Source organism: Chryseobacterium sp. GVT01B (assembly GCF_019970045.1).
GTDB lineage: Bacteria > Bacteroidota > Bacteroidia > Flavobacteriales > Weeksellaceae > Chryseobacterium.
This window is the reverse complement of the sequence record NZ_JAHXYI010000002.1, coordinates 61212-83484: the sequence shown is the minus strand read 5'-3', so window position 1 is coordinate 83484 and position 22273 is coordinate 61212. Positions and strand designations below refer to the sequence as shown.

Annotated in this window: 21 protein-coding genes; 15 read left to right on the top strand and 6 right to left on the bottom strand. The window is 35.7% G+C overall.

Annotation, left to right across the window (positions count from 1 at the left end; genetic code table 11):
* The first annotated feature begins 1 nt into the window (after position 1).
* From LC457_RS03825 to LC457_RS03775, 11 genes are all read left to right on the top strand, one after another.
* Positions 2-778 (top strand): polysaccharide deacetylase family protein, encoded by a 777-nt coding sequence (locus LC457_RS03825; protein WP_223598677.1) that lies wholly within the window; start codon positions 2-4, stop codon positions 776-778.
* Complete coding sequence (locus LC457_RS03820) at positions 775-1872, top strand: glycosyltransferase family 1 protein (RefSeq protein WP_223598676.1); 1098 nt, start codon at positions 775-777, stop codon at positions 1870-1872. Before LC457_RS03825 ends, LC457_RS03820 begins: the two co-directional genes overlap by 4 nt.
* 244 nt (positions 1873-2116) lie before the next feature.
* The gene (gene hisG, locus LC457_RS03815; protein ID WP_223598675.1) at positions 2117-2974 is read left to right on the top strand and encodes an ATP phosphoribosyltransferase; all 858 of its coding nucleotides are present in this window, start codon (positions 2117-2119) and stop codon (positions 2972-2974) included.
* Between the two features lie 229 nt (positions 2975-3203).
* Positions 3204-4478: a histidinol dehydrogenase gene (hisD, locus tag LC457_RS03810; RefSeq protein WP_223598674.1), complete on the top strand. Its 1275-nt coding sequence runs from the start codon at positions 3204-3206 to the stop codon at positions 4476-4478.
* Positions 4479-4843: 365 nt separating this feature from the next.
* Positions 4844-5869 carry a histidinol-phosphate transaminase gene (gene hisC, locus LC457_RS03805; RefSeq protein WP_223598673.1) on the top strand — a complete coding sequence of 342 codons (1026 nt, stop codon included), beginning with the start codon at positions 4844-4846 and terminating at the stop codon, positions 5867-5869.
* A gap of 2 nt (positions 5870-5871) precedes the next feature.
* Positions 5872-6966, top strand: a complete 1095-nt coding sequence (gene hisB, locus LC457_RS03800) for a bifunctional histidinol-phosphatase/imidazoleglycerol-phosphate dehydratase HisB (RefSeq protein ID WP_223598672.1) — start codon at positions 5872-5874, stop codon at positions 6964-6966.
* Positions 6967-6968: 2 nt separating this feature from the next.
* On the top strand, positions 6969-7547 hold the full coding sequence (gene hisH / locus LC457_RS03795; protein ID WP_223598671.1) for an imidazole glycerol phosphate synthase subunit HisH: 579 nt from the start codon (positions 6969-6971) through the stop codon (positions 7545-7547).
* A 2-nt stretch (positions 7548-7549) separates the two neighbouring features.
* Positions 7550-8272 carry a 1-(5-phosphoribosyl)-5-[(5-phosphoribosylamino)methylideneamino]imidazole-4-carboxamide isomerase gene (hisA, locus tag LC457_RS03790; RefSeq protein WP_223599153.1) on the top strand — a complete coding sequence of 241 codons (723 nt, stop codon included), beginning with the start codon at positions 7550-7552 and terminating at the stop codon, positions 8270-8272.
* Positions 8265-9017 (top strand): imidazole glycerol phosphate synthase subunit HisF, encoded by a 753-nt coding sequence (gene hisF, locus LC457_RS03785; RefSeq protein ID WP_223598670.1) that lies wholly within the window; start codon positions 8265-8267, stop codon positions 9015-9017. Before hisA ends, hisF begins: the two co-directional genes overlap by 8 nt.
* Entirely contained in the window at positions 9014-9601 is a 588-nt protein-coding gene (gene hisIE, locus LC457_RS03780) for a bifunctional phosphoribosyl-AMP cyclohydrolase/phosphoribosyl-ATP diphosphatase HisIE (protein ID WP_223598669.1), read from the top strand. Before hisF ends, hisIE begins: the two co-directional genes overlap by 4 nt.
* Positions 9602-9693: 92 nt before the next feature.
* The gene (locus tag LC457_RS03775; RefSeq protein WP_223598668.1) at positions 9694-10116 is read left to right on the top strand and encodes a hypothetical protein; all 423 of its coding nucleotides are present in this window, start codon (positions 9694-9696) and stop codon (positions 10114-10116) included.
* Positions 10117-10190: 74 nt separating this feature from the next.
* On the opposite strand, the gene LC457_RS03770 is transcribed toward LC457_RS03775, so the two are convergent.
* From LC457_RS03770 to LC457_RS03745, 6 genes are all read right to left on the bottom strand, one after another.
* Positions 10191-11360 carry a M28 family peptidase gene (locus tag LC457_RS03770; RefSeq protein ID WP_223598667.1) on the bottom strand — a complete coding sequence of 390 codons (1170 nt, stop codon included), beginning with the start codon at positions 11358-11360 and terminating at the stop codon, positions 10191-10193.
* A 213-nt stretch (positions 11361-11573) separates the two neighbouring features.
* A complete protein-coding gene (locus LC457_RS03765) occupies positions 11574-12788 on the bottom strand; it encodes a M28 family peptidase (RefSeq protein ID WP_223598666.1) in 1215 nt (404 codons plus the stop codon).
* 23 nt (positions 12789-12811) lie between these two features.
* Entirely contained in the window at positions 12812-13993 is a 1182-nt protein-coding gene (locus LC457_RS03760; RefSeq protein ID WP_223598665.1) for a M28 family peptidase, read from the bottom strand.
* A gap of 381 nt (positions 13994-14374) precedes the next feature.
* A complete protein-coding gene (gene rplT, locus LC457_RS03755) occupies positions 14375-14719 on the bottom strand; it encodes a 50S ribosomal protein L20 (protein WP_034694451.1) in 345 nt (114 codons plus the stop codon).
* 118 nt (positions 14720-14837) lie between these two features.
* Positions 14838-15035 carry a 50S ribosomal protein L35 gene (rpmI, locus tag LC457_RS03750; protein WP_002979658.1) on the bottom strand — a complete coding sequence of 66 codons (198 nt, stop codon included), beginning with the start codon at positions 15033-15035 and terminating at the stop codon, positions 14838-14840.
* Positions 15036-15209: 174 nt separating this feature from the next.
* Positions 15210-15770, bottom strand: a complete 561-nt coding sequence (locus LC457_RS03745) for a hypothetical protein (RefSeq protein WP_223598664.1) — start codon at positions 15768-15770, stop codon at positions 15210-15212.
* Between the two features lie 415 nt (positions 15771-16185).
* On the opposite strand from LC457_RS03745, the gene LC457_RS03740 reads away from it, so the two are divergent.
* From LC457_RS03740 to LC457_RS03725, 4 genes are all read left to right on the top strand, one after another.
* Positions 16186-16428 (top strand): hypothetical protein, encoded by a 243-nt coding sequence (locus tag LC457_RS03740; RefSeq protein ID WP_223598663.1) that lies wholly within the window; start codon positions 16186-16188, stop codon positions 16426-16428.
* 451 nt (positions 16429-16879) lie between these two features.
* Positions 16880-19348 carry a tetratricopeptide repeat protein gene (locus LC457_RS03735; RefSeq protein ID WP_223598662.1) on the top strand — a complete coding sequence of 823 codons (2469 nt, stop codon included), beginning with the start codon at positions 16880-16882 and terminating at the stop codon, positions 19346-19348.
* Between the two features lie 34 nt (positions 19349-19382).
* Complete coding sequence (locus LC457_RS03730) at positions 19383-21617, top strand: ATP-binding protein (RefSeq protein ID WP_223598661.1); 2235 nt, start codon at positions 19383-19385, stop codon at positions 21615-21617.
* 2 nt (positions 21618-21619) lie between these two features.
* The gene (locus LC457_RS03725) at positions 21620-22249 is read left to right on the top strand and encodes a response regulator transcription factor (protein WP_223598660.1); all 630 of its coding nucleotides are present in this window, start codon (positions 21620-21622) and stop codon (positions 22247-22249) included.
* The last annotated feature ends 24 nt before the right edge of the window (positions 22250-22273 follow it).

The following is a 22273-nucleotide window of genomic DNA, read 5'->3' as shown; positions in this document are numbered from 1 at the left end:
AATGGTTTTATTGAGTTTTGATATTGAAGAATTTGATATGCCATTAGAATATAAGGGTGAAATTCCCTTTGAAAAGCAGATTTCAATTTCACAGACAGGATTAGAGAGAATACTCGATATCCTTAAAAAACATAATGCAAAAGCTACTTTTTTTTCTACCGTAGTTTTTGCAGAAAACAGCAGACATCTTATTGAAAGACTATTGAACGAAGGTCATGAACTGGCTTCTCACACGTGGTTTCACTCAGAATTTGAAGACAAACACCTGAAAGAATCAAGAGAAAAACTGGAAGAATTATTTTCTACAAGAGTAACCGGATTGAGAATGCCGAGAATGATGCCCGTAGACGAAAAAGAAGTTGAAAGGGCAGGATATTCCTACAATTCATCCATCAATCCTACGTTTTTACCGGGAAGATATAATAATTTAAAAGTTTCCAGAACCTATTTCAAAGAAGGGGGTGTAACTCAGGTTCCGGCCTCGGTTTCTCCTAACTTCAGAATTCCACTGTTTTGGTTAAGTTTCCATAACTTTCCATTGTTTTTATACAAGAAACTGGCTTCAGATACCTTGAAAAAGGACAATTATCTTAATATTTATTTCCATCCGTGGGAATTTGCAGAGATTAAAGATGAAGCCTTTAAACTTCCTGGATTTACAGTAAAAAACTCAGGAAAAGAAATGGTGGAAAGATTTGATTCGTTCGTAGGCTGGCTGAAAGCGAAAGGACATACATTCGGTACATTTCAGGAATTTCAAAAACAGATACAACGATGAAGATTGCTTTTGATGCAAAACGGTTTTTCCATAACACATCCGGATTGGGAAATTACTCAAGAGATCTGGTAAGAATACTTTCTGAGTATGAACCGGATAACGAATATCTGTTGCTTAATAAAAACAAATCGGAACGCGGAAAAGAGATCCTTGAGCGCCCGAATGTTCATTGTATTGAAACCTCAAAAGGAAACTTTTCACGCCAGCTGAAAATGGGTAAAGACGCCCAAAAGCAAGGAGCTGACATTTTCCATGGTTTATCCGGCGAACTTCCCTTAAAATGGGACCCAAAACCTATTAAAAAGGTGGTTACTATTCATGATCTGATCTTTGTAAGATATCCGCAGTATTACTCTTTTTTTGACAGGAGAATACATTTCTGGAAATTTAAAAAAGCAGCTGATATGGCCGACAAAATCATTGCTATTTCAGAACAGACCAAAAGAGATATTATTCAGTATTTAAAAGTTCCTGAGACTAAGATTGAAGTCATTTATCAAGGATGCCATCATGCTTTTAAAGAACAGCAGTCTCCTGAACTGATGCAGGCTGTAAAGGACAAATATAATCTTCCTGAAAGATTTATCCTCAACGTAGGAACCATCGAAGACCGTAAAAATCTTTTAAATGTCGTAAAAGCAATCAAGGGTACAGAAATTCCTCTTGTAGTAGTGGGAAGGAAGACCAAATATTATCAGAAAATAGAGAGTTTCCTTAAAAAAAACAAGATGGAAAAACAGGTGCTGTTTCTGGAGGGAGTTTCTATAGATGAATTGGCTGCGATCTATAAACTGGCAGATATTTTTGTCTATCCGAGTTTCTTTGAAGGCTTCGGAATTCCTGTGATTGAAGCACTTTTCTCCAAAACTGTTGTGGTTACAAGCAATACAAGCTGTCTGCCCGAAGCAGGAGGAAAAGACTCTGTTTATATCAATCCGGATAATGATCTTGATATTCGGGCCAAACTCAAATTTCTCTGGGAAAATGAATCTGAGAGAAAACGCCGTGAGGAAAAGGGTTTCGAGTTTGTTCAGAAATTTAATGACGAACCTATTGCAAAACAGTTGATGAATTTTTATCAAAAAATTATCTGAAAAAACTTTGCATTTTAAAAATAAATCCTACATTTGCATCATAATTCAATACAATGAAACCAACTTTTTTAGCATTACATCATTATCATCATCTCTGTTAGGCGGAATTGATTGATATAAGTATGTGCTAAAATCAAAAATAATTAAAACCGTCTGAGTAAATAGGCGGTTTTTTTGTTTCCTGAATTCTCCTCAGAAATTTCAATAGATCAGTTTTTATTTGCTCGGACCCAAAAAAGGCAAAATGAGTAAATTAAAAATTGCAATCCAAAAAAGCGGCCGGCTTTACGAAGAATCACTACAGCTTCTCAAAGACTGCGGAATCTTCGTCAACAACGGGAAAGACCAACTCAAAGTTTCAGTAGATAACTTTCCGATGGAAATCATGTACCTTCGGAATTCAGACATCCCGCAATACCTGGAAGATGGAGTGGTGGATGTTGCTATTCTAGGCGAAAATCTCCTGATTGAAAAAGGTAAAAATATAAAAACAATCCAGAAGCTTGGGTTTTCAAAATGCCGCGTTTCATTGGCTGTTCCCAAAGAAGTGGAAACCGATGAACTCTCTTATTTTCAAGGTAAAAAAATTGCCACTTCTTATCCAAATACCCTTAAAAGCTTTTTAGAAAAAGAAGGAATCACTTCAGACATTCACGTTATTTCAGGTTCCGTAGAAATAGCTCCTAATATCGGTCTGGCAGACGGGATATGTGATATTGTCAGCTCCGGAAGCACATTGTTCAAAAACGGATTGCGCGAAACGGTTACTTTACTCAAATCCGAGGCAGTATTAGCTCAGACCCCACAATTATCCCTTGAAAAAGAAGCGATTGTGGAAAAATTTGTATTCAGAATTAAAGCTGTTTTAAAAGCAAAAAACTCAAAATATATTCTGATGAATGTTCCCAATGAAAAAATTCAGAAAGTATCAGAAGTTCTTCCTGTATTAAAAAGCCCTACAGTAATTCCGTTGGCAGAAGAAGGCTGGAGCAGCATTCATTCTGTAATTGATGAAGAACGATTCTGGGAAGTAATTGATGAGCTGAAAGATAACGGAGCACAGGATATCTTAATCATTCCAATTGATAAAATGGTTATTTAAAATATTGGCCAATGCAAAGACGCAAAAGAATAAAAATTAAGACTGTTGTAAGGCGCAAATATTTTATCTGCGATAAAATTGAATACTGTTTAAATACTCACATACTTGCTGAAAATCTTAGATTTTCTTGCGCCTTAAAAAGATATAGGAATTAAAAACTTTGCGACTTTGCGTAAAAAAAAATTAAAAGTCAACAGTGTAATAGTTTGTTAAAATTAAAAATAGTACAATGAATATATACAGATTTCCCACAAAAGACAACTGGAAAGACCTGGTAAAGCGCCCTGTTCTTGAGCAGAAAGAAATTTCAGGGCTCATCACAGAAATTTTTGCAGAAGTTGAAAAAAACGGAGATAAAGCTCTAATAGAGTTCAATAAAAAATTCGATAAAGCAGATACTCAAAGCATTTCGGTTTCCAAAGAAGAAATTGAAGATGCACAAAAGCAGGTAAAAGATGAACTGAAACAGGCGATTCAACAGGCAAAAGAGAATATTTCAATATTTCACGCATCACAAAAACAGGAGATTCAAAAAATCGAAACTACGAAAGGTGTTGTTTGCTGGCGCGAGAATCGTGCAGTTGAAAGAGTGGGTATTTATATTCCCGGAGGAACTGCTCCTTTATTTTCTACAGTGCTGATGCTTGCTGTTCCTGCAAACCTCGCAGGTTGTAAAGAAATCGTTCTGTGTACACCGCCGGATAAAAATGGAAATGTCAATCCTGCGATCCTGTATGCGGCAGACCTTTGCGGAGTTTCAAAAATCTTTAAAACAGGTGGTGCCCAGGCTGTAGCAGCTATGACTTTAGGAACAGAAAGTATTCCTCAGGTTAATAAAATTTTCGGCCCGGGAAATCAGTTTGTCGTAGCCGCTAAAGAGTATGCTCAGCGTTTTGGGATCGCGATCGATATGCCTGCCGGTCCGAGTGAAGTTCTCGTGATTGCAGATGAACAAGCTGTTCCTGAATTTTGTGCCGCAGACCTTCTTTCACAGGCGGAACATGGTAGTGACAGCCAGGTTGTTTTTATTACGACTGATGTTAAAGTTTTTAATGAAACAATCAGTGCTGTTGAGCAGCAAATCAAAGAATTACCAAGGAATGAATTTGCAGCTCAGGCCTTGGAAAACAGCTCTTTTATTTTGGTGAATACTTTAGAAGAAGCTCTTGAGTTTAGCAATCTCTATGCTCCTGAGCATCTTATTCTGGCCATTGCCGATTTTGAAAAATATATCCCGGCAATTCAGAATGCAGGTTCAGTTTTCCTTGGAAATTATTCCTGTGAAAGTGCCGGAGATTACGCCAGTGGAACCAATCACACTCTTCCTACCAATGCATATGCAAAAAACTACAGCGGAGTTTCACTGGATAGTTTTGTGAAGAAAATAACCTTCCAGCATCTTTCAAAAGAAGGTCTCCGGAATTTAGAAAAAACAATAGAACTCATGGCAGAAGCAGAAGGCCTGTTTGCCCACAAAAATGCAGTATCCATAAGATTAAAATAATAAATGTTGGAAAACGCAAAGACGCAAGAAGGATATAATTGGAGCATGTTTTAAGACGCAAGGATTTTATCGCCGATAAAATTGAATAATGCATATAAAAAACAAAATAAAATTCAGACCCTTGCTGAAAATCTTCGATATTCTCGCGCCTTAAAAAAGCAAAAGAATTAAAAACTTTGCGCCTTTGCGTTTATCAAAAAAAGAATTTAAACCATTAAGAAAATGAAACTTTTAAGTAAAATTAAGATTTAAATACATTTGAATTTAGCTCACAGCTTAATAAAGATCTGAATATATTTTCTTCAATATCCTTAATAATTCAATTCATCTTAATGGTTTAAAAATAGTTTTAAATAAACAATACAATGAAAAATAACAGTATCAAGACTCTGGTAAGAGAAAATATAGTACAATTACAGCCCTACAGCAGTTTCAGGGATCATAATGAATTTAATGCACCCGTTATGCTGGATGCGAATGAAAGTCCTTTTGGGGAATGCAACCGTTACCCGGATTCCACTCAGAAAGAGCTTAAAAACAGGCTTGCGGGTCTTAAAAACCTTTCACCCTCACAGATTGCCATAGGAAACGGAAGTGACGAGCTGATAGACCTTATCATTAAAATTTTCTGTGAGCCTAAAAAAGATGCCATTCTGATGATGAATCCGTCTTTCGCGATGTATGCTTTCTATGCAACTATTAATGAAAATAAAGTTTTGAAACTGGATCTGGATGAAAACTTTGAGATCATCAAAAGTGATTTCTTAAAAATTTCAGCAGATCCATCTCTTAAAATCTTCTTTTTATGTTCGCCTAACAATCCTACCGGAAATAGTATTGATGATATTGAATTTTACCTTCAGAATTTCAAAGGAATTGTGGTGGTAGATGAAGCTTATATAGAATTCTCAGGAAAAAAATCAAGCCTGGAGCTTTTGGATCAATATTCTAACTTGATCGTACTGCAAACATTTTCTAAAGCATGGGGAATTGCAGGAGCAAGAGTAGGAATGGCTTACGCATCCGAGGAAATTATCAACCTGATCAGTACGGTAAAAGCGCCTTATAACGTAAATGTATTGAGCCAGGAATTGATTTTAAAGACATTGGATGATGAAAGCAGACTTCAGGAAAACGTAAACCGCATTTTGGAAGAGAGAACATGGCTGAAGCAGCAGTTTGAAGGAATTACATGCATTTCAAAAGTATTTTCCACAGATGCAAACTTCTTTCTGATCAGAATGGAAAATATTGACAATGTGTATTCAAAAATGCTGGAAGAGGAAATTTTGACCAGCAGAAGAGATCCGGCTATTCCGCGATGCATCAGGATCAATGTGGGAAACCGTGAAGAAAATGAAAAACTAATTAATCTTTTAAAACGTATCTAAAAATGAAAAAAGTACTCTTTATAGACCGTGACGGAACATTGATTATTGAACCGCCTACGGATTTTCAGGTTGATTCTCTGGAAAAGCTTGAGTTTTATCCGGGAGTCTTCCAATACCTTTCAAAAATTGCCAATGAACTGGATTATGAACTGGTAATAGTAACCAATCAGGATGGGTTGGGAACTGAAAGTTTTCCTGAAGAAAATTTTATAAAACCACAGGAAAAAATGATAAGAGCATTTGAAAATGAAGGGATCATTTTTAGCGATGTTTTAATTGATAGAAGTTTTGAACACGAAAATCTCCCGACAAGAAAACCAGGAATCGGAATGCTGGGGAAATACATCTATGGCAACTATGATCTTGAAAATTCTTATGTAATTGGTGATCGAAGTACTGATGTTCAATTAGCTGTAAATTTGGGTGCTAAAGCTATTTATCTTAACAAAAACTTTAATGAAGAAGCAGAGCTGTCTACAACGAGATGGGCAGAGATTTATCAGTTCTTAAAATCAGGAATGAGGAAGGCTAAGGTATCCCGAAAAACCAATGAGACCGATATAGAAATTGAAGTCAATCTCGATGGAAACGGAAAATCAGATATTACAACAGGGCTTCACTTTTTTGATCACATGCTTGACCAGATCGCAAGACACGGGAACATGGATCTTAAGATTAAAGTTAATGGAGATCTTACTGTAGATGAGCACCACACGATAGAAGATACCGGGATTGTGCTGGGAGGGGCTATTGTAAAAGCTTTAGGAAAGAAAAAAGGGATTGAGAGATACGGATTCCTGCTTCCGATGGACGACTGTCTTTCTCAGGTGGCTATTGATTTTGGAGGAAGGCCCTGGTTGGTTTGGGATGCTGAATTTAAAAGAGAAAAAATAGGAGATGTACCAACAGAAATGTTTTTTCACTTCTTTAAGTCATTTACAGATTCCTCGAAATCCAATCTGAATATAAAAGCAGAAGGAGATAACGAACACCACAAAATTGAATCTATCTTTAAAGCCTTTGCGAAAGCCATTAAAATGGCAGTAAACCAATCAGATACTAATTACAGTTTGCCTTCTACAAAAGGAAGTTTATAAATATGATTGCTATAATAAAATACAACGGAGGAAACGTCAATTCTGTTCAGAATGCACTCAACAGGCTGAATGTTGATTCTGTGATCACAGATGATCCTGAACAGATTTTAAAAGCAGATAAAGTGATCTTTCCAGGTGTTGGAGAGGCTTCTTCAACGATGAAACTGTTGAAGGAAAAAGAACTTGATCTCTTGATTCCTGGCCTTACACAGCCTGTTTTAGGAATATGCTTAGGAATGCAGCTGATGTGTAAAGGAAATGAAGAAGGAGATACCGAAGGAATGGGGATTTTTGATATCAATGTCAGAAAATTTCCGGCAAAGGATATTGTTCCACACATGGGTTGGAATACGCTTTCAGAACAGACATCGCCATTATTTTCAGGGATAGAAGAGAATAATGATGTGTATTTTGTTCACAGCTATTATTGTGAGCTTTCAGACTTTACAACATCTGTTTGTGATTACATCCTGCCATTCAGTGCTTCTTTGCAGAAAGATAATTTCTATGCAGTGCAGTTTCACCCTGAAAAATCAGGAATGGTAGGAAATCAGATTGTCAGTAACTTTATAAATTTATAATGATGAAAATAATTCCGGCTATAGATATTATCGACGGGAAATGTGTCCGTCTGTCAAAAGGAGATTACAGTACAAAAAAAATATACAATGAAGATCCTGTAGAAGTGGCAAAAGAATTTGAAAGCTTTGGGATTCAATATCTTCATTTAGTGGATCTTGACGGGGCGAAATCGAAACATGTTGTCAATCAAAAGGTTTTAGAAAATATCGCTGCTTCAACTTCACTGCATATTGATTTTGGAGGAGGGTTAAAAACTCAGGAAGATATTGAAACGGCTTTTAATTCCGGAGCAAAGCAGATTACTTTAGGAAGTATTGCGGTTCAGGATCCTGAATTCTGTTTCGAAATGCTGGAAAAATACGGTTCCGGGAAAATTATTCTGGGGGCAGACTGTGAAAACAGGAAGATTAAAACTTCCGGCTGGCTGGAAGAAAGCAATCATGATATTGTTGATTTTATTCTTCAGTATCAGGAAAAAGGAATGCAGACAGCAATATGTACCGATATTTCAAAGGATGGGATGCTGGAAGGCCCGTCCACAGGACTGTATATTGAGATTTTATATAAAACATCTGTTCAGCTCGTAGCAAGCGGAGGTATTTCAGGCATCGCTGATGTCTATAAAATGAAAGATATCGGCTGTGCCGGTACAATTATCGGAAAAGCAATTTATGAGGGTAAAATAAGCCTGCAACAACTTCAAAACTTTATTGAAAATGCTTAAGAAAAGAATCATTCCATGTCTGGATATTAAAGATGGATCTACAGTAAAGGGAGTCAATTTTGAAGACCTTAAAAATGCAGGCGATCCGGTTGAATTGGCCAAAAAGTATGAACAGGAAGGTGCTGATGAGCTCGTTTTTCTGGATATTACGGCAACTATTGAAGATAGAAAAACATTTGTAGAGCTGGTAAAAGATATTGCCAAAGAGCTTAGTATTCCTTTTACAGTAGGAGGTGGGATATCATCTGTAGAAGATGTCAGGAAGCTTTTGGAAGAGGGTGCAGACAAGATCAGCATCAACTCTTCGGCTGTAAAAAATCCGGCACTTATTTCTGATCTGGCTAAAGAATTCGGAAGCCAATGTGTTGTGGTAGCTATTGATACAAAGCAGGTTGGTGATCTTGATCTTGTGCATATCAAAGGAGGAAGAGAAGCCACTGAGCTTACTACTATAGAATGGGCACAGGAAGCAGCGCGTTTGGGAGCAGGAGAAATTCTGCTGACTTCGATGGATGGTGATGGTACTAAAAATGGGTTTGATCTCAGGATCACAAAGCTGGTTTCTGAAGCGGTCAATATTCCGGTGATTGCCTCAGGAGGAGCTGGTGCTGCAAATGATTTTGTTAAAGTATTTAATGAAACAAAGGCTACAGGAGCATTGGCAGCCAGTATATTCCATTTTAATGAAATAGAGATTCAGGATTTAAAACAACAGTTAAAAACTCAAAAAATTGAAGTACGATGAAAATAGATTTTAATAAAGATAACGGCCTTGTTCCGGTGGTCATTCAGGACAGCAGAACATTGCAGGTGCTGATGCTGGGCTACATGAATGAAGAAGCCTTTGAAAAAACAAAAAAAGAAGGCATTGTTACATTTTTCAGCCGTTCCAAAAACAGATTGTGGACCAAAGGGGAAGAATCAGGAAATTTTTTAACGGTAAAAAGTATTGATATAGACTGCGATCAGGATACCATTTTAATTAAAGCTGTTCCTAAAAATGTAGTTTGCCACACAGGGAGTTTCAGCTGTTTCGGTGAAAAAAATGCAAAAGGGTTTCTGTATGAGCTGGAAGAGAAAATATCTCAGAGAATAGATATGAAGACTGAAGACTCATATACTTACTCATTATATCAGAGAGGAATCAATAAAATGGCTCAAAAAGTAGGTGAGGAGGCCGTAGAACTGGTTATAGAAGCAAAAGACAATAACGATGATCTTTTTAAAAATGAAGCCGCAGATTTGCTTTATCACTTCTTGATTTTATTAAAAGCGAAAGGGTTTTCAATGGAAGAGATAGAGGAGATTCTTCAAAACAGAAATAAATAAAACCTTTGAATATTTGATAGGAAAAAGGAATTTGTACTTCTTCAAAATGAAAGATGTTTTTAATTTTAAAAAATAAACTAATCTTTTAACTCATGACTCCCCTACAAAAAGCTAAAAATTTGATGGATGTTGGACAGTACATCCCAGCACTTACTATTTTAGAGACATTAAATGGTTTATCCTTAAAGTCTGAGAACTACAGGTTGTTATTCATGTCAAATTGTTGGTTTAATTTAGAAGAGTATGATTGGGCAATCGAAATTGCTGATAGATTACTGCAAAAAAATCCTAAAAATGAATTAGCTTCTCAAATTAAATATCTATCTTATTGTAAATTAAAAGACTATGACAGTGCTTTTGATGAAATAATAGGTTTTTTATCATATAATAAAGCAGATCATTATAAAATAACATTAGAAGAATTACTAACAGATATCAGAGCGGGATTTATTAATGATGAAGATATAATTTCTAAAATTAAGGAATTAGCATTACAAAATGACTGTGTAAAGTAAAATGAGGTACCTTGGAAATACAAAACAGCAGGAGAGTCCCCTGCTGTTTTCTTTATTCTGAATATGAAGATGTTTTATCTTTCAATCATGATATTTTTAACAAGAGTCTGATCTCCTACTTTTAAAACTCCAATATACACTCCGTTTTGAAGGCTGGAAACATCAATCTTTCTTTCATTAGTTGTTTTCAGTATTGATCTTCCCATCGCATTGCTGAGTTCAAAACTGAAGTTTGTTTCTTTGGAATCCGGCAATTCAATGTTGAGAACATTGCTGGCAGGATTGGGATAGATTTTTGCTGTTTCCAAAGCGTTTTTAGATGCTGGTTTGCTCAGTGTAGTGGAAGCTGTTGCAAAGTGCTGTAAAGCTCCCACAGTAGCCTTTCCAATATTATAAACATAGACAGGGTCCATATTGGTGAAAGTATCTTTGGAGCTGTGAGGATAAGTGCTTCTGATTCTTTCAAAAAAGCCCGTAATCACTTCACCTTTCTGTTCAAAAGGAATATAATCTGTGTCTTCAGCCGGATCTACGGCAGTCTGAAGAGGAGAGTAGAGTGCTGTACAGTTTCTCAGCTGTTGAGTTACTGCTGCAGAAGCTGCATTATTGCTGGAAAGACCTCCCTGATCTTCATCACAATACACTGTATTATTGTTGTTTCCTTTTACTCCGCCTACTTGGTCAAGATTAAAGACCAGCTTTATATCTAATTTTCGTACACCTCCCTGATACACCACATTATTTACATAGTGACTGCTTCCTTTTAATCCCTGTTCTTCGCCGGAAAAATGGATGAATTTGATGGAATACTCAGTCGGGACATTTCTTAGAATTCTTGCCGCTTCAAGGATAATAGAAGTTCCGCTTCCGTTATCATTCACTCCAGGGCCATAAATGGTGTCAAAATGCCCGCAGATAATAACATATTTGTTGGGATAGAGTGTTCCTGTTTTAGTTATAATCAGGTTTTTAGAACTGGTGCTTCCGAAAGTAAACGGACTTTCTACAATCTGGCTGGCAGTATAACCATAAGAAAGATACTTGTTTTTAATCCAGTTCAATGTATTGGTGTTGGCTACTGAACCTGTAGTTTTTACTCCTAAATTACTGAATTCCTGAAGATTTGTAGTAATGTTGGCCTGAGTAACCATATCCGCTCTGTCTTTATAAGCCTGGATAAAACTTTGCGCCCCTATACTCTGCATCATCAGTGCAGTGCATAAAACTGTTGTAAATTTTTTCATATATGATATTATTTTGGTAACACGAATGTAGTAAATAAATCACAACGAAGTGTTTAATATTTTAAAATAAAATGAAATTTTTGCTATGTTATCAATAGATTTCGCATTGAAAGACATTGATGTGTTGCAGATGCTTAATATGTGCAGTTGTCTAAAAAGTAAAAACCTTTGAACAGCTTCAAAGGTTTTATAATTTATGATATGCAATGCAAATTATCTTTCAATCATCACTTTTCTTACCACAGTCTGATCTCCAGCTTTTAAAATTCCAAGATAAGCGCCATTTTCCAATCCCGAAGCATTGATTTTTGTTTCATTTGTTTTCTTGAAAATAGATCTTCCCTGGAAATCGGTCACTTCAAAAGTAAAATTCTTAATTCCGGAATCAGGAAGTTCAATATTAATGATATCCTTTACCGGATTTGGATAAATTTTTACAGTTTCCAATGTATTTTTTACCACAGCTTCATGCGTACCCAATGTACCCGTAGCAACAGCAAAATGCTGAAGTGCCCCCACAGATGCTTTTCCTATATTATAAATGTACACGGGATCCGTATTGGCAAAAGTATCATTTACCGTATGCGGGTATGTACTTCTGATTCTTTCAAAAAATCCTGTGATCACTTCGCCTTTCTGCTCAAAAGGAATATAATCTGTATCTTCAGCCGGATCTACAGCAGTCAGAAGAGGAGAATAAAGTGCTGTGCAGTTTCTTAATTCCTGAGTCACAACAGCAGAAGCGGCATTATTGGAGGTAAGCCCACCGAGATCCTGATCACAGTAAACTGTATTGTTGTTATTTCCCATCACACCGCCCACCTGATCCAGATTAAAGACAAGTTTGATATCCAAAACACGGTTACTTCCCTGATATGCTACCGTATTGGCATAATGAGTACTTCCCAGAAGTCCCTGTTCTTCTCCGGAAAAATGTATAAATTTTATAGAATATTCCGTTGGTACATCTTTCAGGATTCTGGCTGCTTCAAGAATAATAGAAGTTCCGCTTCCGTTATCATTGACTCCCGAACCGGTAATACTGTCGAAATGGCCGCAGATAATAACATATTTATTAGGATACACAGTTCCTGTCTTCGTAATCACCAGGTTTTTAGAATTATAACTTCCTGCAGTAAAAGGATCTTCTGCCATCTGGCTGGCAGTATACCCATAGGAAAGGTATTTGGTCTTAAGCCATTCAAGAGCGTTATTGTTTGCTGCTGTACCCGTTTTTTTTACTCCTAAATTGGCAAACTCCTGAAGGTAAGTTGTTATATTGGTTTGGGTTACCATATTCGCTCTGTCCTGATAAGCCTGAATGAAATTTTGAGCTCCAAGACTTTGCATGGCGATGGAAGCCAGTAAAAAAGTAGCGATTTTCTTCATTTTATGATTGTAATACTGAAGTACAGATAAATCTAACATTCATCTATATCTCAAGTCTGACATTATTTATTAATGATTATTTTCTTTGTTGTATTTCCTTTATCCGTTTTGATAGTAACCATATAAACTCCGTTTGTAAGACCGGATGTGTTTATTTTTTTCTCGTTTTCAGCATGTAAGACTATATTTCCTACCATGTCATTAATCTCAACTTTGAATGATGTTACTTCTTGCTGAAATTCTACCGTTATAAGATCTTTTGCAGGATTGGGATAAATTCTGATTTCTTCTGCTGGCTTCTGTGCTGTGGTCTCATGGGTGCTTAAAAGATTACTTGATGTTGTGGCAACGGCAAAGTGCTGTAATGCTCCCACAGCCGCTTTTCCTACATTGAAAACATATACAGGGTCGATATTGGCATAGGTATCACTTACAGTGTGCTCATTATTACTTTTGATATATTCATAAAACCCTGTGATCGTATATCCTTTAGCTTCAAAAGGCATGTAATCAGAACTGTAAGCATAGGAAAGATTGGTCTGAAGAGGAGAGTAGAGGGTTGTACATGTCATCAATTCCTGAGTCACAGTATTGGATGCTGCGTTATTGGAAGACATTCCTCCTGTATCTCTTTCGCAGGTGATGGTATTGTTATTATTTCCTATAAGACCTCCAACCTGGTCAATATTTAAAACCAGCTTTATATCCAGAACTTTTGTACCTCCCTGGTATGCTACATTGTTTACATAATGATTACTTCCCACCAAACCCTGTTCTTCTCCGGAAAAATGGATAAACTTAATAGAATACTCTGTTGGAATATCTTTCAGAATTCTTGCCGCCTCAAGGATGATAGAGGTTCCACTGCCATTGTCGCTTACCCCAGGTCCTACGATGGTGTCGTAATGCCCGCAGATAATAACATATTTGTTAGGGTACAAAGTACCGGTTTTGGTGATGATCAGGTTTTTTGATGCATTGCCTCCATAGGTGAAAGCATCTTCAGAGAAATCATTGGCTGTATATCCATAAGACAGGTATTTGTTTTTTAGCCAGTCCAGCGCATTATTATTAGCTGTTGTCCCTGTTTTTTTTATTCCAAAGGCTGCAAATTCCTGAAGGTTGGTGTTAATATTAGCTTGCGTGACCATATCAGCCCGGTTTTTATAAGCCTGAATAAAACTTTGTGCACTTATATTTTGCAGTGCAATGGAAGTCAGCAAAAAAACTGCAGCTCTTTTCATTTTGATATTTTATTTAGAGATTGTAAATATAGCAATAAATCATGATTTATTATTAATAATTAAATCTGTTTTAATGTAATTAATTAGTTTTTTAATAATAATATAACTTTTTATACAGTTTATTGTTATGTTAGGCTGATGTTCATTTAATGAATTGGTTTTAATGTATATTTTTCTGTTATTTTAAATATTTTATGTTGAAAATTCAGTATTCTACTTTATGATTAGATGAATTTTATTAATGATATATCAAATGCCTCTGAAATCTGAAGTAACTGAAACTGAATTTCAACTTGAAAACACACAGAATTGAAAAGTATAAAGCAAAAAAAATCCCGGGAAAAACCCGGGACTTATATTGATAACAAAATCTATTCTACATTATTTTACTTGATCTACAACAGCTTTGAAAGCTTCAGGGTGATTCATTGCTAAATCTGCTAAAACTTTTCTGTTAAGTTCGATGTTGTTCTTTTTAAGAGCTCCCATAAATTGAGAGTAAGACATTCCGTGCTCTCTGGTTCCCGCGTTGATACGAGTGATCCAAAGTGCTCTGAAGTTTCTCTTTTTCTCTTTTCTACCACGGTAAGCATATTGCATTGCTTTTTCTACCGCGTTTTTAGCTACAGTCCAAACGTTCTTTCTTCTACCGAAAAAACCTTTAGCTTGCTTAAAAATTTTCTTTCTGCGAGCTCTTGAAGCTACGGCATTTACTGATCTTGGCATAATTTAAATTGTTTTTTTGAAAAGGGCGGCAACTGATGTTACTCTTATTTGCACCGTTTCAGGGTTAAAATGTTGAATTTGTTTGAATTCTTATAAACCGAATATAGATTTATAAAAACTACTTAATTGCTAATTGACGTTGTACGCTTTTCTCGTCCACTTTAGCTACGTAAGAAGTAGTAGTAAGATTTCTCTTCTGCTTAGTTTCTTTCTTAGTTAAGATGTGGCTTTTGTAAGCGTTTTTTCTTTTGATCTTACCAGATCCGGTAAGAGCAAAACGTTTCTTAGCACCTGATTTCGTTTTTAATTTTGGCATTGTTCTGCTTTTTTATTGTTTTTGTTATCAATATCTGTTTTGGTTACTCCTAAGGACATTAGGAATAATAGTGCGCAAAGATACGAAAAAAATCAATTCGAAGGGTTATAATCTTGATTTTATCATATCAATAAAAAACCGTTTCAAAGAAACGGTTAAGTAATAAGTTTAATTTTAATCGAAATCCACCTCGAAGACATCATTTATATTTTGATTATTTCCTCCCAGAACAAATTTCATTCTGAATCCTGGAGTAATCAGTGTTCCGGACCTGGAGAAAAGCTGAAGCTTCATGTGCGGATCATTCACATAAAAGTTAACCGTTTTATTGGTGTTCCATAGAGGAATTCCATTTCTATAAATGACCATATTTCCGTCATTTTGTGCAATAAGTTGCGTTATACCGCCAAGGGCAGAATAAGAGTTGGAACTCCATAATGCAGAAGTGTGCCCAAATCTTGTCATATATAGCACCAGATTGTTATCAGGCTGCATGATGAGTTGATATTTTCTGTCGTTTTGCACCAAAGTAATGGCTTCCCCTGCATTTAATACCGAAGGATTATATACTTCCTGTAAGAGTTCTACAGTCGTAAGATTTCCAATGCGGGAAGTATTATTTTTTTGTAAACCAATCTTCTTTTCGGCAGGCATTGTATTATCACGATTTTCGTCCTGAGCACAAGATGCTAATAGCATCGAAAGACTTAAAAAAGTCAATAATTTTAATTTCATAGGTTATTTTTTGACGAGGCAAATATAATAGTTTTCTAATATAATTCACATATTAAAGAATTTGATATTTAATGTAAATGTTTATTTACGGTATTTTTTAATTTTATTTAACACACTATTTAGTGTTTATTTGTAAAACAATCATAATAGAACAAATTGTAGTTTTATAATATAATAGTGTGATGGAATTATGATTGACAAAATGTAAATAAATAATACATCATTAATATTTTAAAAGTATAGAGGAATATAAACCTCAGTATTATTTGAAATTTGCAGATAATATATTTGGTAACCTTTGAAAGGTGATATCTACTTTAAAATATAGCTGATAATCGGGATTGCAATGTTCTTCAATTCTCTCTAATATTGCTGAATACGATGAATAAGATTTCATTATAAACTAAATTATATTATGCTGTCATCTGCAGATTTACACCTGGAAAGAGCGTTGTTTATTGCTGTTTTGATTCTGTTTTTCGGAACAGGATTTTTATGTACGCTCATCATTTTTATTATCAATTCTATACTAAAGAAAAATAAAACGGGACGATATTATATCTTCGGATTTCTTATTTCCGGGCTTATTGGAGTAGTCTTAACCGCATTTTATTGTTATATGATACTATTTGAACAGGCTGAAGTCTATATGCCTTAAAAGATATGATGGAATAGATTCTAAAAATGAATAAACAAAAAACCACTGTTATCAGGGATATTTTCATGCAACCCCTTTTATTACCTTTAATCCGGAAAAATATTAAACTAATCCGATGAAGAACCTCGTGATTTAAAGTCATTCACATTTACTTATATAAATATTTTTATAACTTTTATAGCTTTCTTTTTCACGCCCAATTAACAAATAAATTCTTATTTCGAGCAAACACTAAAACGAATGGGTAAAAACACTAGCCAAATAAAATTGAGTGAAGAAGAAGCTGTAAAAGTAATAGGGCTGAGTATCTTTTGGTAACGTACACCAGCTGCAAGAATACTTAATAACAAATTACAGATGACAGCTTCACAAAATACTAATATTTAATTTCAATAACAATCCCTGTAACCGGAAAACGTTTTACTGCTTTCCGACGGATAAAATTTAATGAATGGCACACCGGATTTATTTATATAATTACGATCAAAAATCGAATCAGACATTCGATACCTATCTGGGCGAGTGGAACTATGAAATTCCATTATTGCTGTATCCTTTGCTGGCGGAAGACATCAAAGTGGAAGGCGTTGAGTTTTTCTCAGATAAAAACCAGGGAATTGTTCAGTTGCGTTACTTTTTCAACCTGCTGGCAGATACTTACCAGCTGCATTACAAGAAAGCTTACTACGAGCCTGTTAATAAAATGTTTGAATTCCTGGAAGCTCTGCCTTATGACTCTTTTGTATTGAATGCAACGGATGTTTTCAATATGAACGAAGAAAAGCATAAGGTACAGGCAAAGGAATGGCTGATGGAAATTCAACAGAAAAGCAAACTCTATAAAAAGGCTGTAAAAACTCAAAATCTTTCGTTGCTGGATTCCCTGTTCTCGCAGATAGGATATTCCTCATTTCTCGAAATTTTACAAACCGACTGGATTGATTACGGATTGGGCTATTTTGAGGAACTTGCTTATAAAAAAGCCGCATCCTCCATATTTGAAGAAGATGGAAAATTTGGCTTGAAGAATGCAAAAGGGAGTATTTTAGCCCCAGCCATTTATGATGATATTTTTGAAGCAGACTATAATTACAGTATATCTGTGATTCAAAAAGATAGTTTATTCGGTTATCTGCAAAGTAACGGAAAAGAATGGGTTTCTCCGGTGTATGAAGAAGCCTTTGATGTATTTGATTTTGCGCAGGAGCCTTTAGGCGAAGTAAAAGTGAATGGAAAATCAGGAATTTTAAAAATCTATTCAAACACCTGGATGGTTCCTCCCGGCTATGATGCTATTGAAAGAGTAGCCTATGGATTCTTAGGCGTAGAGAATAACGGGAAGTTTGGAATTTACAGTGATGAGAACGGACTTATTATCCCTGTAGAAAATGAAAGCTCTTATGAGTACGATTATTTCCCTGAATTATTTTTCACCAAACAAAAAGGCACCAGCAAGCGTAAATATTATACGAAAGAAGGAAACTATCTGGGTGATTTTTTAGAAGGAAGTATCGTAAAAACAAGTGTCTGTTTCTGGATTAAACCAAACAAATTTGATAAAAAAGGAAAATTAATAGATGAAAAAGGAAACCTTATCATTGACGAAGCAGATCAGCTGATTCTAATTGATAATTTTGAAACTCTGGCTGTTCGTAAAGATAAAAACTGGCAGATGTATCACACTTTAAAACATCAGTTTCTTTTAGAAAATGAATCTATTATTAAGGTAAAGGCACAATCTAATGCCGGATACAAAAACAATGTCTTTATTCTGGAAACCCAAACAGGAACAGGACTTTTTGATACAGACAACGAAAGTTGGTTAATCGTTCCCCAATCAGAAATTAAACAAATTCATTATGTGGAAAATGGATTTTTATCTATTCAAAAAAATGAAGGGTATCAATTGTTTGATTTTGAGAATGGTCTGTCAGCCCAATTATACAATTACATTTCCAATCCTTTGAATTATAGAACAGAAGAAGGTTTGTTATTTCTGTATCAGGATGAAAATATGTTTAGAATGGATGAAGACAGAAGTATTCAGAGGGTAGAGGTTTCCGAATATGGAGCCATTTATCTGGACCGGTATTCGTTCCGGGGAAAAGATTTGGAATACTTTACTTTCTTTTATAACCATTGGAAAAGTCAGGCAGGTAAAAACGCCGAACAATTCATGGAAGTCGGAACCATTAAAAAAATGGCTTTTGACGCAAAAGAAAATCAAAATTACCATGAAGCCCTTCGTTTGTTTGAATTATCTGCTCAAAAAGGCGACACAGACAGCCTGGTAGAAATAGGAATACTGCTTACCGATCCTGAAATAGAATCACTGTTTGATCCACAAAAAGGAATCATCTGTTACGAAAAAGCAGCACAGCAAAACCATCCTGTAGCCTGGAATAATATCGGGGCTTTGTATCACAACGGAATAGGATATTCTTTTAATATCAAAAAAGCAATTCAGGCATACGGAAAAAGTGCTGAGATTGGTGACGAAATGGCACTTGTCAACCTGGGTGATTTGTATTATTTTGGAGAACATGTGCTTCAGGATTACAATAAAGCCTTGGATTTTTATCAGAAAGCCGAAAAAAAATACTCCTATAATTACGATAAAATTTCAGAAATCTATTACCAGTTCAGAGATTATAAAAACCTTTTGGTATACTTAAAGAAAGACTATGATCAGTCATATTCAGGTATTTATTATGGTATTATCTACGAATTCGGTATGGGTGTAAAAACAGATGTGAAGAAAGCCATTAAGTATTTTGAACAGGCCAATGCTTACAGTGCCTACGAATATGCAACTCAACGTTTGGTGTATTACTATGGTGAAGATCCGGTCTTTAAAAATGAAAAGAAATTTCAGAAATGGAGATCTTTTGCCGAAAGACATGGTTTCGAGATAGATTAGCAGGGATTTACCTATATTTACGTTCCTTAATGGAATGCAATTTAATAAAGATAAGGATTTGATGCACAGGCTATTATTTATATTTATTTTACTTATTTGTCCGTTTTTTGTTCAGGCGCAGGATGTTTTAAGCAAATTAGAAAGAGAATACAATCATGCATCAAGCAATACGGCAGAACAGCTCAACCTGGCTCCCAAATACGCGACTGCCTTATTTTTTCATAACCTTAAACCTAAATCTTATCAGATTTTAGAAACCAATATTTCCATTGCTGTAAGACAGACAGACGGAAAGTATGCCACAATTTTATACGCGGTGCAAGCCATGAACTATCGGCTGGATAATAAAACAGCGGAGTCTTCAAAAAGTCTTGACATCGCAAAGGCATATAGCTTAAAAACGAATAGTAATGAAGCAAAAGGTTATGTACAATATGCAAAAGGCTGGATCCTTGCCCGTAATAATAAAACGACCGATGCTGTTTCTGCTTACCTGAAAGCGATTGATTATTACGAAAACTCACCAACAACTTCTACGCTGTACGGGAGATTTGGCAATGTAGCAAAAGAATTATCCACTATTTATTCTAATCTCAATGAATACCAGCTGGAAGAAAAATATAGTAAACAGTTTCTATTACTGGCATCCAGGCAAAATGATCCAAATCTTATCTTCGATGCCTATATGCGAATGGGGTATGTGTATGAACAAAAATACATTCAAAATCCATCAAATACAGAGTTAAGAGATAAAACAGAGCAGTATTATCTGCAGGCTATTGCGACTTTCAACAAAAATAAAGACAGGATGCTTAACAGAAGCAGTCTTTCTTATGCGGCCATTAATTTAGCCAATTTATATACAGAATTTGACAGTGATAAGGCGATGCAATATGCCCAGCTTGCTAATAAAGTAAGTCTGGAAACCGGTGATGCCATTCATATCGCTTCTTCGTTTGGGATTCTGGCAGAACTGGCGCTGCAGAATAAGAGTTATGATTTAGCCAAATCTTATTTTCTAAAAGCCTCTATGGAAATTGGAAAAAGTCCGGTGAGAGATCATAATATTGAACTGTCTATTCTTGAGTCTTTATCCAGAATCAGTGAAGAGCAAGGGAATTACAAAGAAGCATTGACTTATTATAAAAGCTATGTTGATCAATACAAAAGTGTTTACGATCAGGAAAAACTTGATATTACCAAAAGATTAGAATCGCAGTTTGATAAAGAACGACAGGAGCAGAAATACATCAAATTACAACTGGAAAGTGATAAAAAAGCACAGGAAATTAAGTTGATTAACATTTTGCGTGCACAGCGTGAGCAGGTCTACAACAACCTAAAACTGGTAGAAGAAAACCAGCGTGAGCGACTGAAATTTTCAGAACTTGAATCAGAGAAAAAAGAACAGCAGCTTCGTTTGGCAAAACTGGAAACCCAGCAGAAAAATAACGATATCAACAACTTTAAAAAGCTGTTGGCATTCAAGGAAAAGATCAATACGTACTACATCTTTTTTATTATCTTTTTCATTGTTCTGATTCTCTTATTGCTTTATGCCTATAAACAGCGTGCAAAGTCTATTAAACGAAGAGACGAGCTGCATGCTTTAGCCATGGAACAAGAGAAACAAAACTCAAAAATATCTACACTTACCGCATTGCTTGAAGGGCAGGAGCAGGAGCGTGGCCGTCTTGCCCGTGATCTTCATGACGGATTGGGAGGTTTGCTTTCAGGAACGAAACATCAGTTGTCTTATTTAAATCCTCATCAGTCCGAAAATATAGAAGAAGGAATTTCAAAATCGATTGAGCAAATTGATGGAGCTGTAGAAGAGTTAAGAATAGTAGCACATAATTTAATGCCTGATTTATTAACGAAATACGGATTGGAAGTAGCCATTCAGGAGTTTGCTTCCCGTATATCCAATAACGCATTAGAAATCCATACCGAATTTATCAATTACAGCAATTCAATATCAAAGGAAAAGCAGCTGATTATCTACAGAATCATTCAGGAATTGGTGAATAACGCGATAAAACATGCCGATACTTCAGAGATTATTGTTCAGGTAAGCGAAGAAGAAAATCTGTTAAATCTTACAGTAGAAGATAATGGTAAAGGCTTCGATCATACAAACCTGGATGTGAGAAAAACAGCAGGTTTTCACAACATAGAATTAAGAGTCCAATTTTTAAAAGGAACAATGAATATCACCTCCGAACTGAATATTGGTACCAGTATAGAACTTCAAATTCCTATTCATTAAACATGATAAAAGTAGCCATAACAGATGATCACCCACTTCTCTTGGAAGGACTGAAAAATATTTTAGGAAACAGCGATACGATAGATGTTGTAGACTGTTTCAAAAACGTTTCAGAAATGAATGCAGGTCTGGCAAAACAAGCAGTTGATATTTTACTGTTGGACATCAATCTGGCAGATATCAACAGCATCGAGCTGATAAAGCCTTTAAAGAAAAAGTACAGTAACCTTCAGATTATCATTCTCAGCGTTCACAATGAGCTGCCTGTTATTAACAGTACTTTGGCTGAAGGTGCTTTGGGATACATTCAGAAAAATGCTTCAGTTTCCGAAATCCTTGAAGGAATTACAGCCGTAAATGCCGGTAACCGATTTTTATGCTCACAAACCAGATCTGTTCTGGAAAAAAAATCTGCAGATGGATTAAATCATGTCCCGAAACTGACCCGAAGAGAAAAGGAAATTTTAGCCGAGGCAGCAAAAGGACTTACAACCAATCAAATGGCAGAAAAGTTCTTTATCAGCCCGCACACGGTAGAAAGCCACAGAAAAAATCTTATTGAAAAATTTCAAACCTCTAATCTTAGTTCTGCCATTAAGCTGGCTATAGAATACGGTTTGGTAATCGAATAACATATTCATCCAACAAAAAGGCCT

Excerpts from the sequence above, each read along its gene's own strand:
- LC457_RS03825 (WP_223598677.1), top strand. The coding sequence starts at position 2 with ATGGTTTTATTGAGTTTTGATATTGAAGAATTTGATATGCCATTAGAA.
- LC457_RS03820 (WP_223598676.1), top strand. The coding sequence starts at position 775 with ATGAAGATTGCTTTTGATGCAAAACGGTTTTTCCATAACACATCCGGA.
- hisG (WP_223598675.1), top strand. The coding sequence starts at position 2,117 with ATGAGTAAATTAAAAATTGCAATCCAAAAAAGCGGCCGGCTTTACGAA.
- hisD (WP_223598674.1), top strand. The coding sequence starts at position 3,204 with ATGAATATATACAGATTTCCCACAAAAGACAACTGGAAAGACCTGGTA.
- hisC (WP_223598673.1), top strand. The coding sequence starts at position 4,844 with ATGAAAAATAACAGTATCAAGACTCTGGTAAGAGAAAATATAGTACAA.
- hisB (WP_223598672.1), top strand. The coding sequence starts at position 5,872 with ATGAAAAAAGTACTCTTTATAGACCGTGACGGAACATTGATTATTGAA.
- hisH (WP_223598671.1), top strand. The coding sequence starts at position 6,969 with ATGATTGCTATAATAAAATACAACGGAGGAAACGTCAATTCTGTTCAG.
- hisA (WP_223599153.1), top strand. The coding sequence starts at position 7,550 with ATGAAAATAATTCCGGCTATAGATATTATCGACGGGAAATGTGTCCGT.
- hisF (WP_223598670.1), top strand. The coding sequence starts at position 8,265 with ATGCTTAAGAAAAGAATCATTCCATGTCTGGATATTAAAGATGGATCT.
- hisIE (WP_223598669.1), top strand. The coding sequence starts at position 9,014 with ATGAAAATAGATTTTAATAAAGATAACGGCCTTGTTCCGGTGGTCATT.
- LC457_RS03775 (WP_223598668.1), top strand. The coding sequence starts at position 9,694 with ATGACTCCCCTACAAAAAGCTAAAAATTTGATGGATGTTGGACAGTAC.
- LC457_RS03770 (WP_223598667.1), bottom strand. The coding sequence starts at position 11,360 with ATGAAAAAATTTACAACAGTTTTATGCACTGCACTGATGATGCAGAGT.
- LC457_RS03765 (WP_223598666.1), bottom strand. The coding sequence starts at position 12,788 with ATGTTAGATTTATCTGTACTTCAGTATTACAATCATAAAATGAAGAAA.
- LC457_RS03760 (WP_223598665.1), bottom strand. The coding sequence starts at position 13,993 with ATGAAAAGAGCTGCAGTTTTTTTGCTGACTTCCATTGCACTGCAAAAT.
- rplT (WP_034694451.1), bottom strand. The coding sequence starts at position 14,719 with ATGCCAAGATCAGTAAATGCCGTAGCTTCAAGAGCTCGCAGAAAGAAA.
- rpmI (WP_002979658.1), bottom strand. The coding sequence starts at position 15,035 with ATGCCAAAATTAAAAACGAAATCAGGTGCTAAGAAACGTTTTGCTCTT.
- LC457_RS03745 (WP_223598664.1), bottom strand. The coding sequence starts at position 15,770 with ATGAAATTAAAATTATTGACTTTTTTAAGTCTTTCGATGCTATTAGCA.
- LC457_RS03740 (WP_223598663.1), top strand. The coding sequence starts at position 16,186 with ATGCTGTCATCTGCAGATTTACACCTGGAAAGAGCGTTGTTTATTGCT.
- LC457_RS03735 (WP_223598662.1), top strand. The coding sequence starts at position 16,880 with ATGGCACACCGGATTTATTTATATAATTACGATCAAAAATCGAATCAG.
- LC457_RS03730 (WP_223598661.1), top strand. The coding sequence starts at position 19,383 with ATGCAATTTAATAAAGATAAGGATTTGATGCACAGGCTATTATTTATA.
- LC457_RS03725 (WP_223598660.1), top strand. The coding sequence starts at position 21,620 with ATGATAAAAGTAGCCATAACAGATGATCACCCACTTCTCTTGGAAGGA.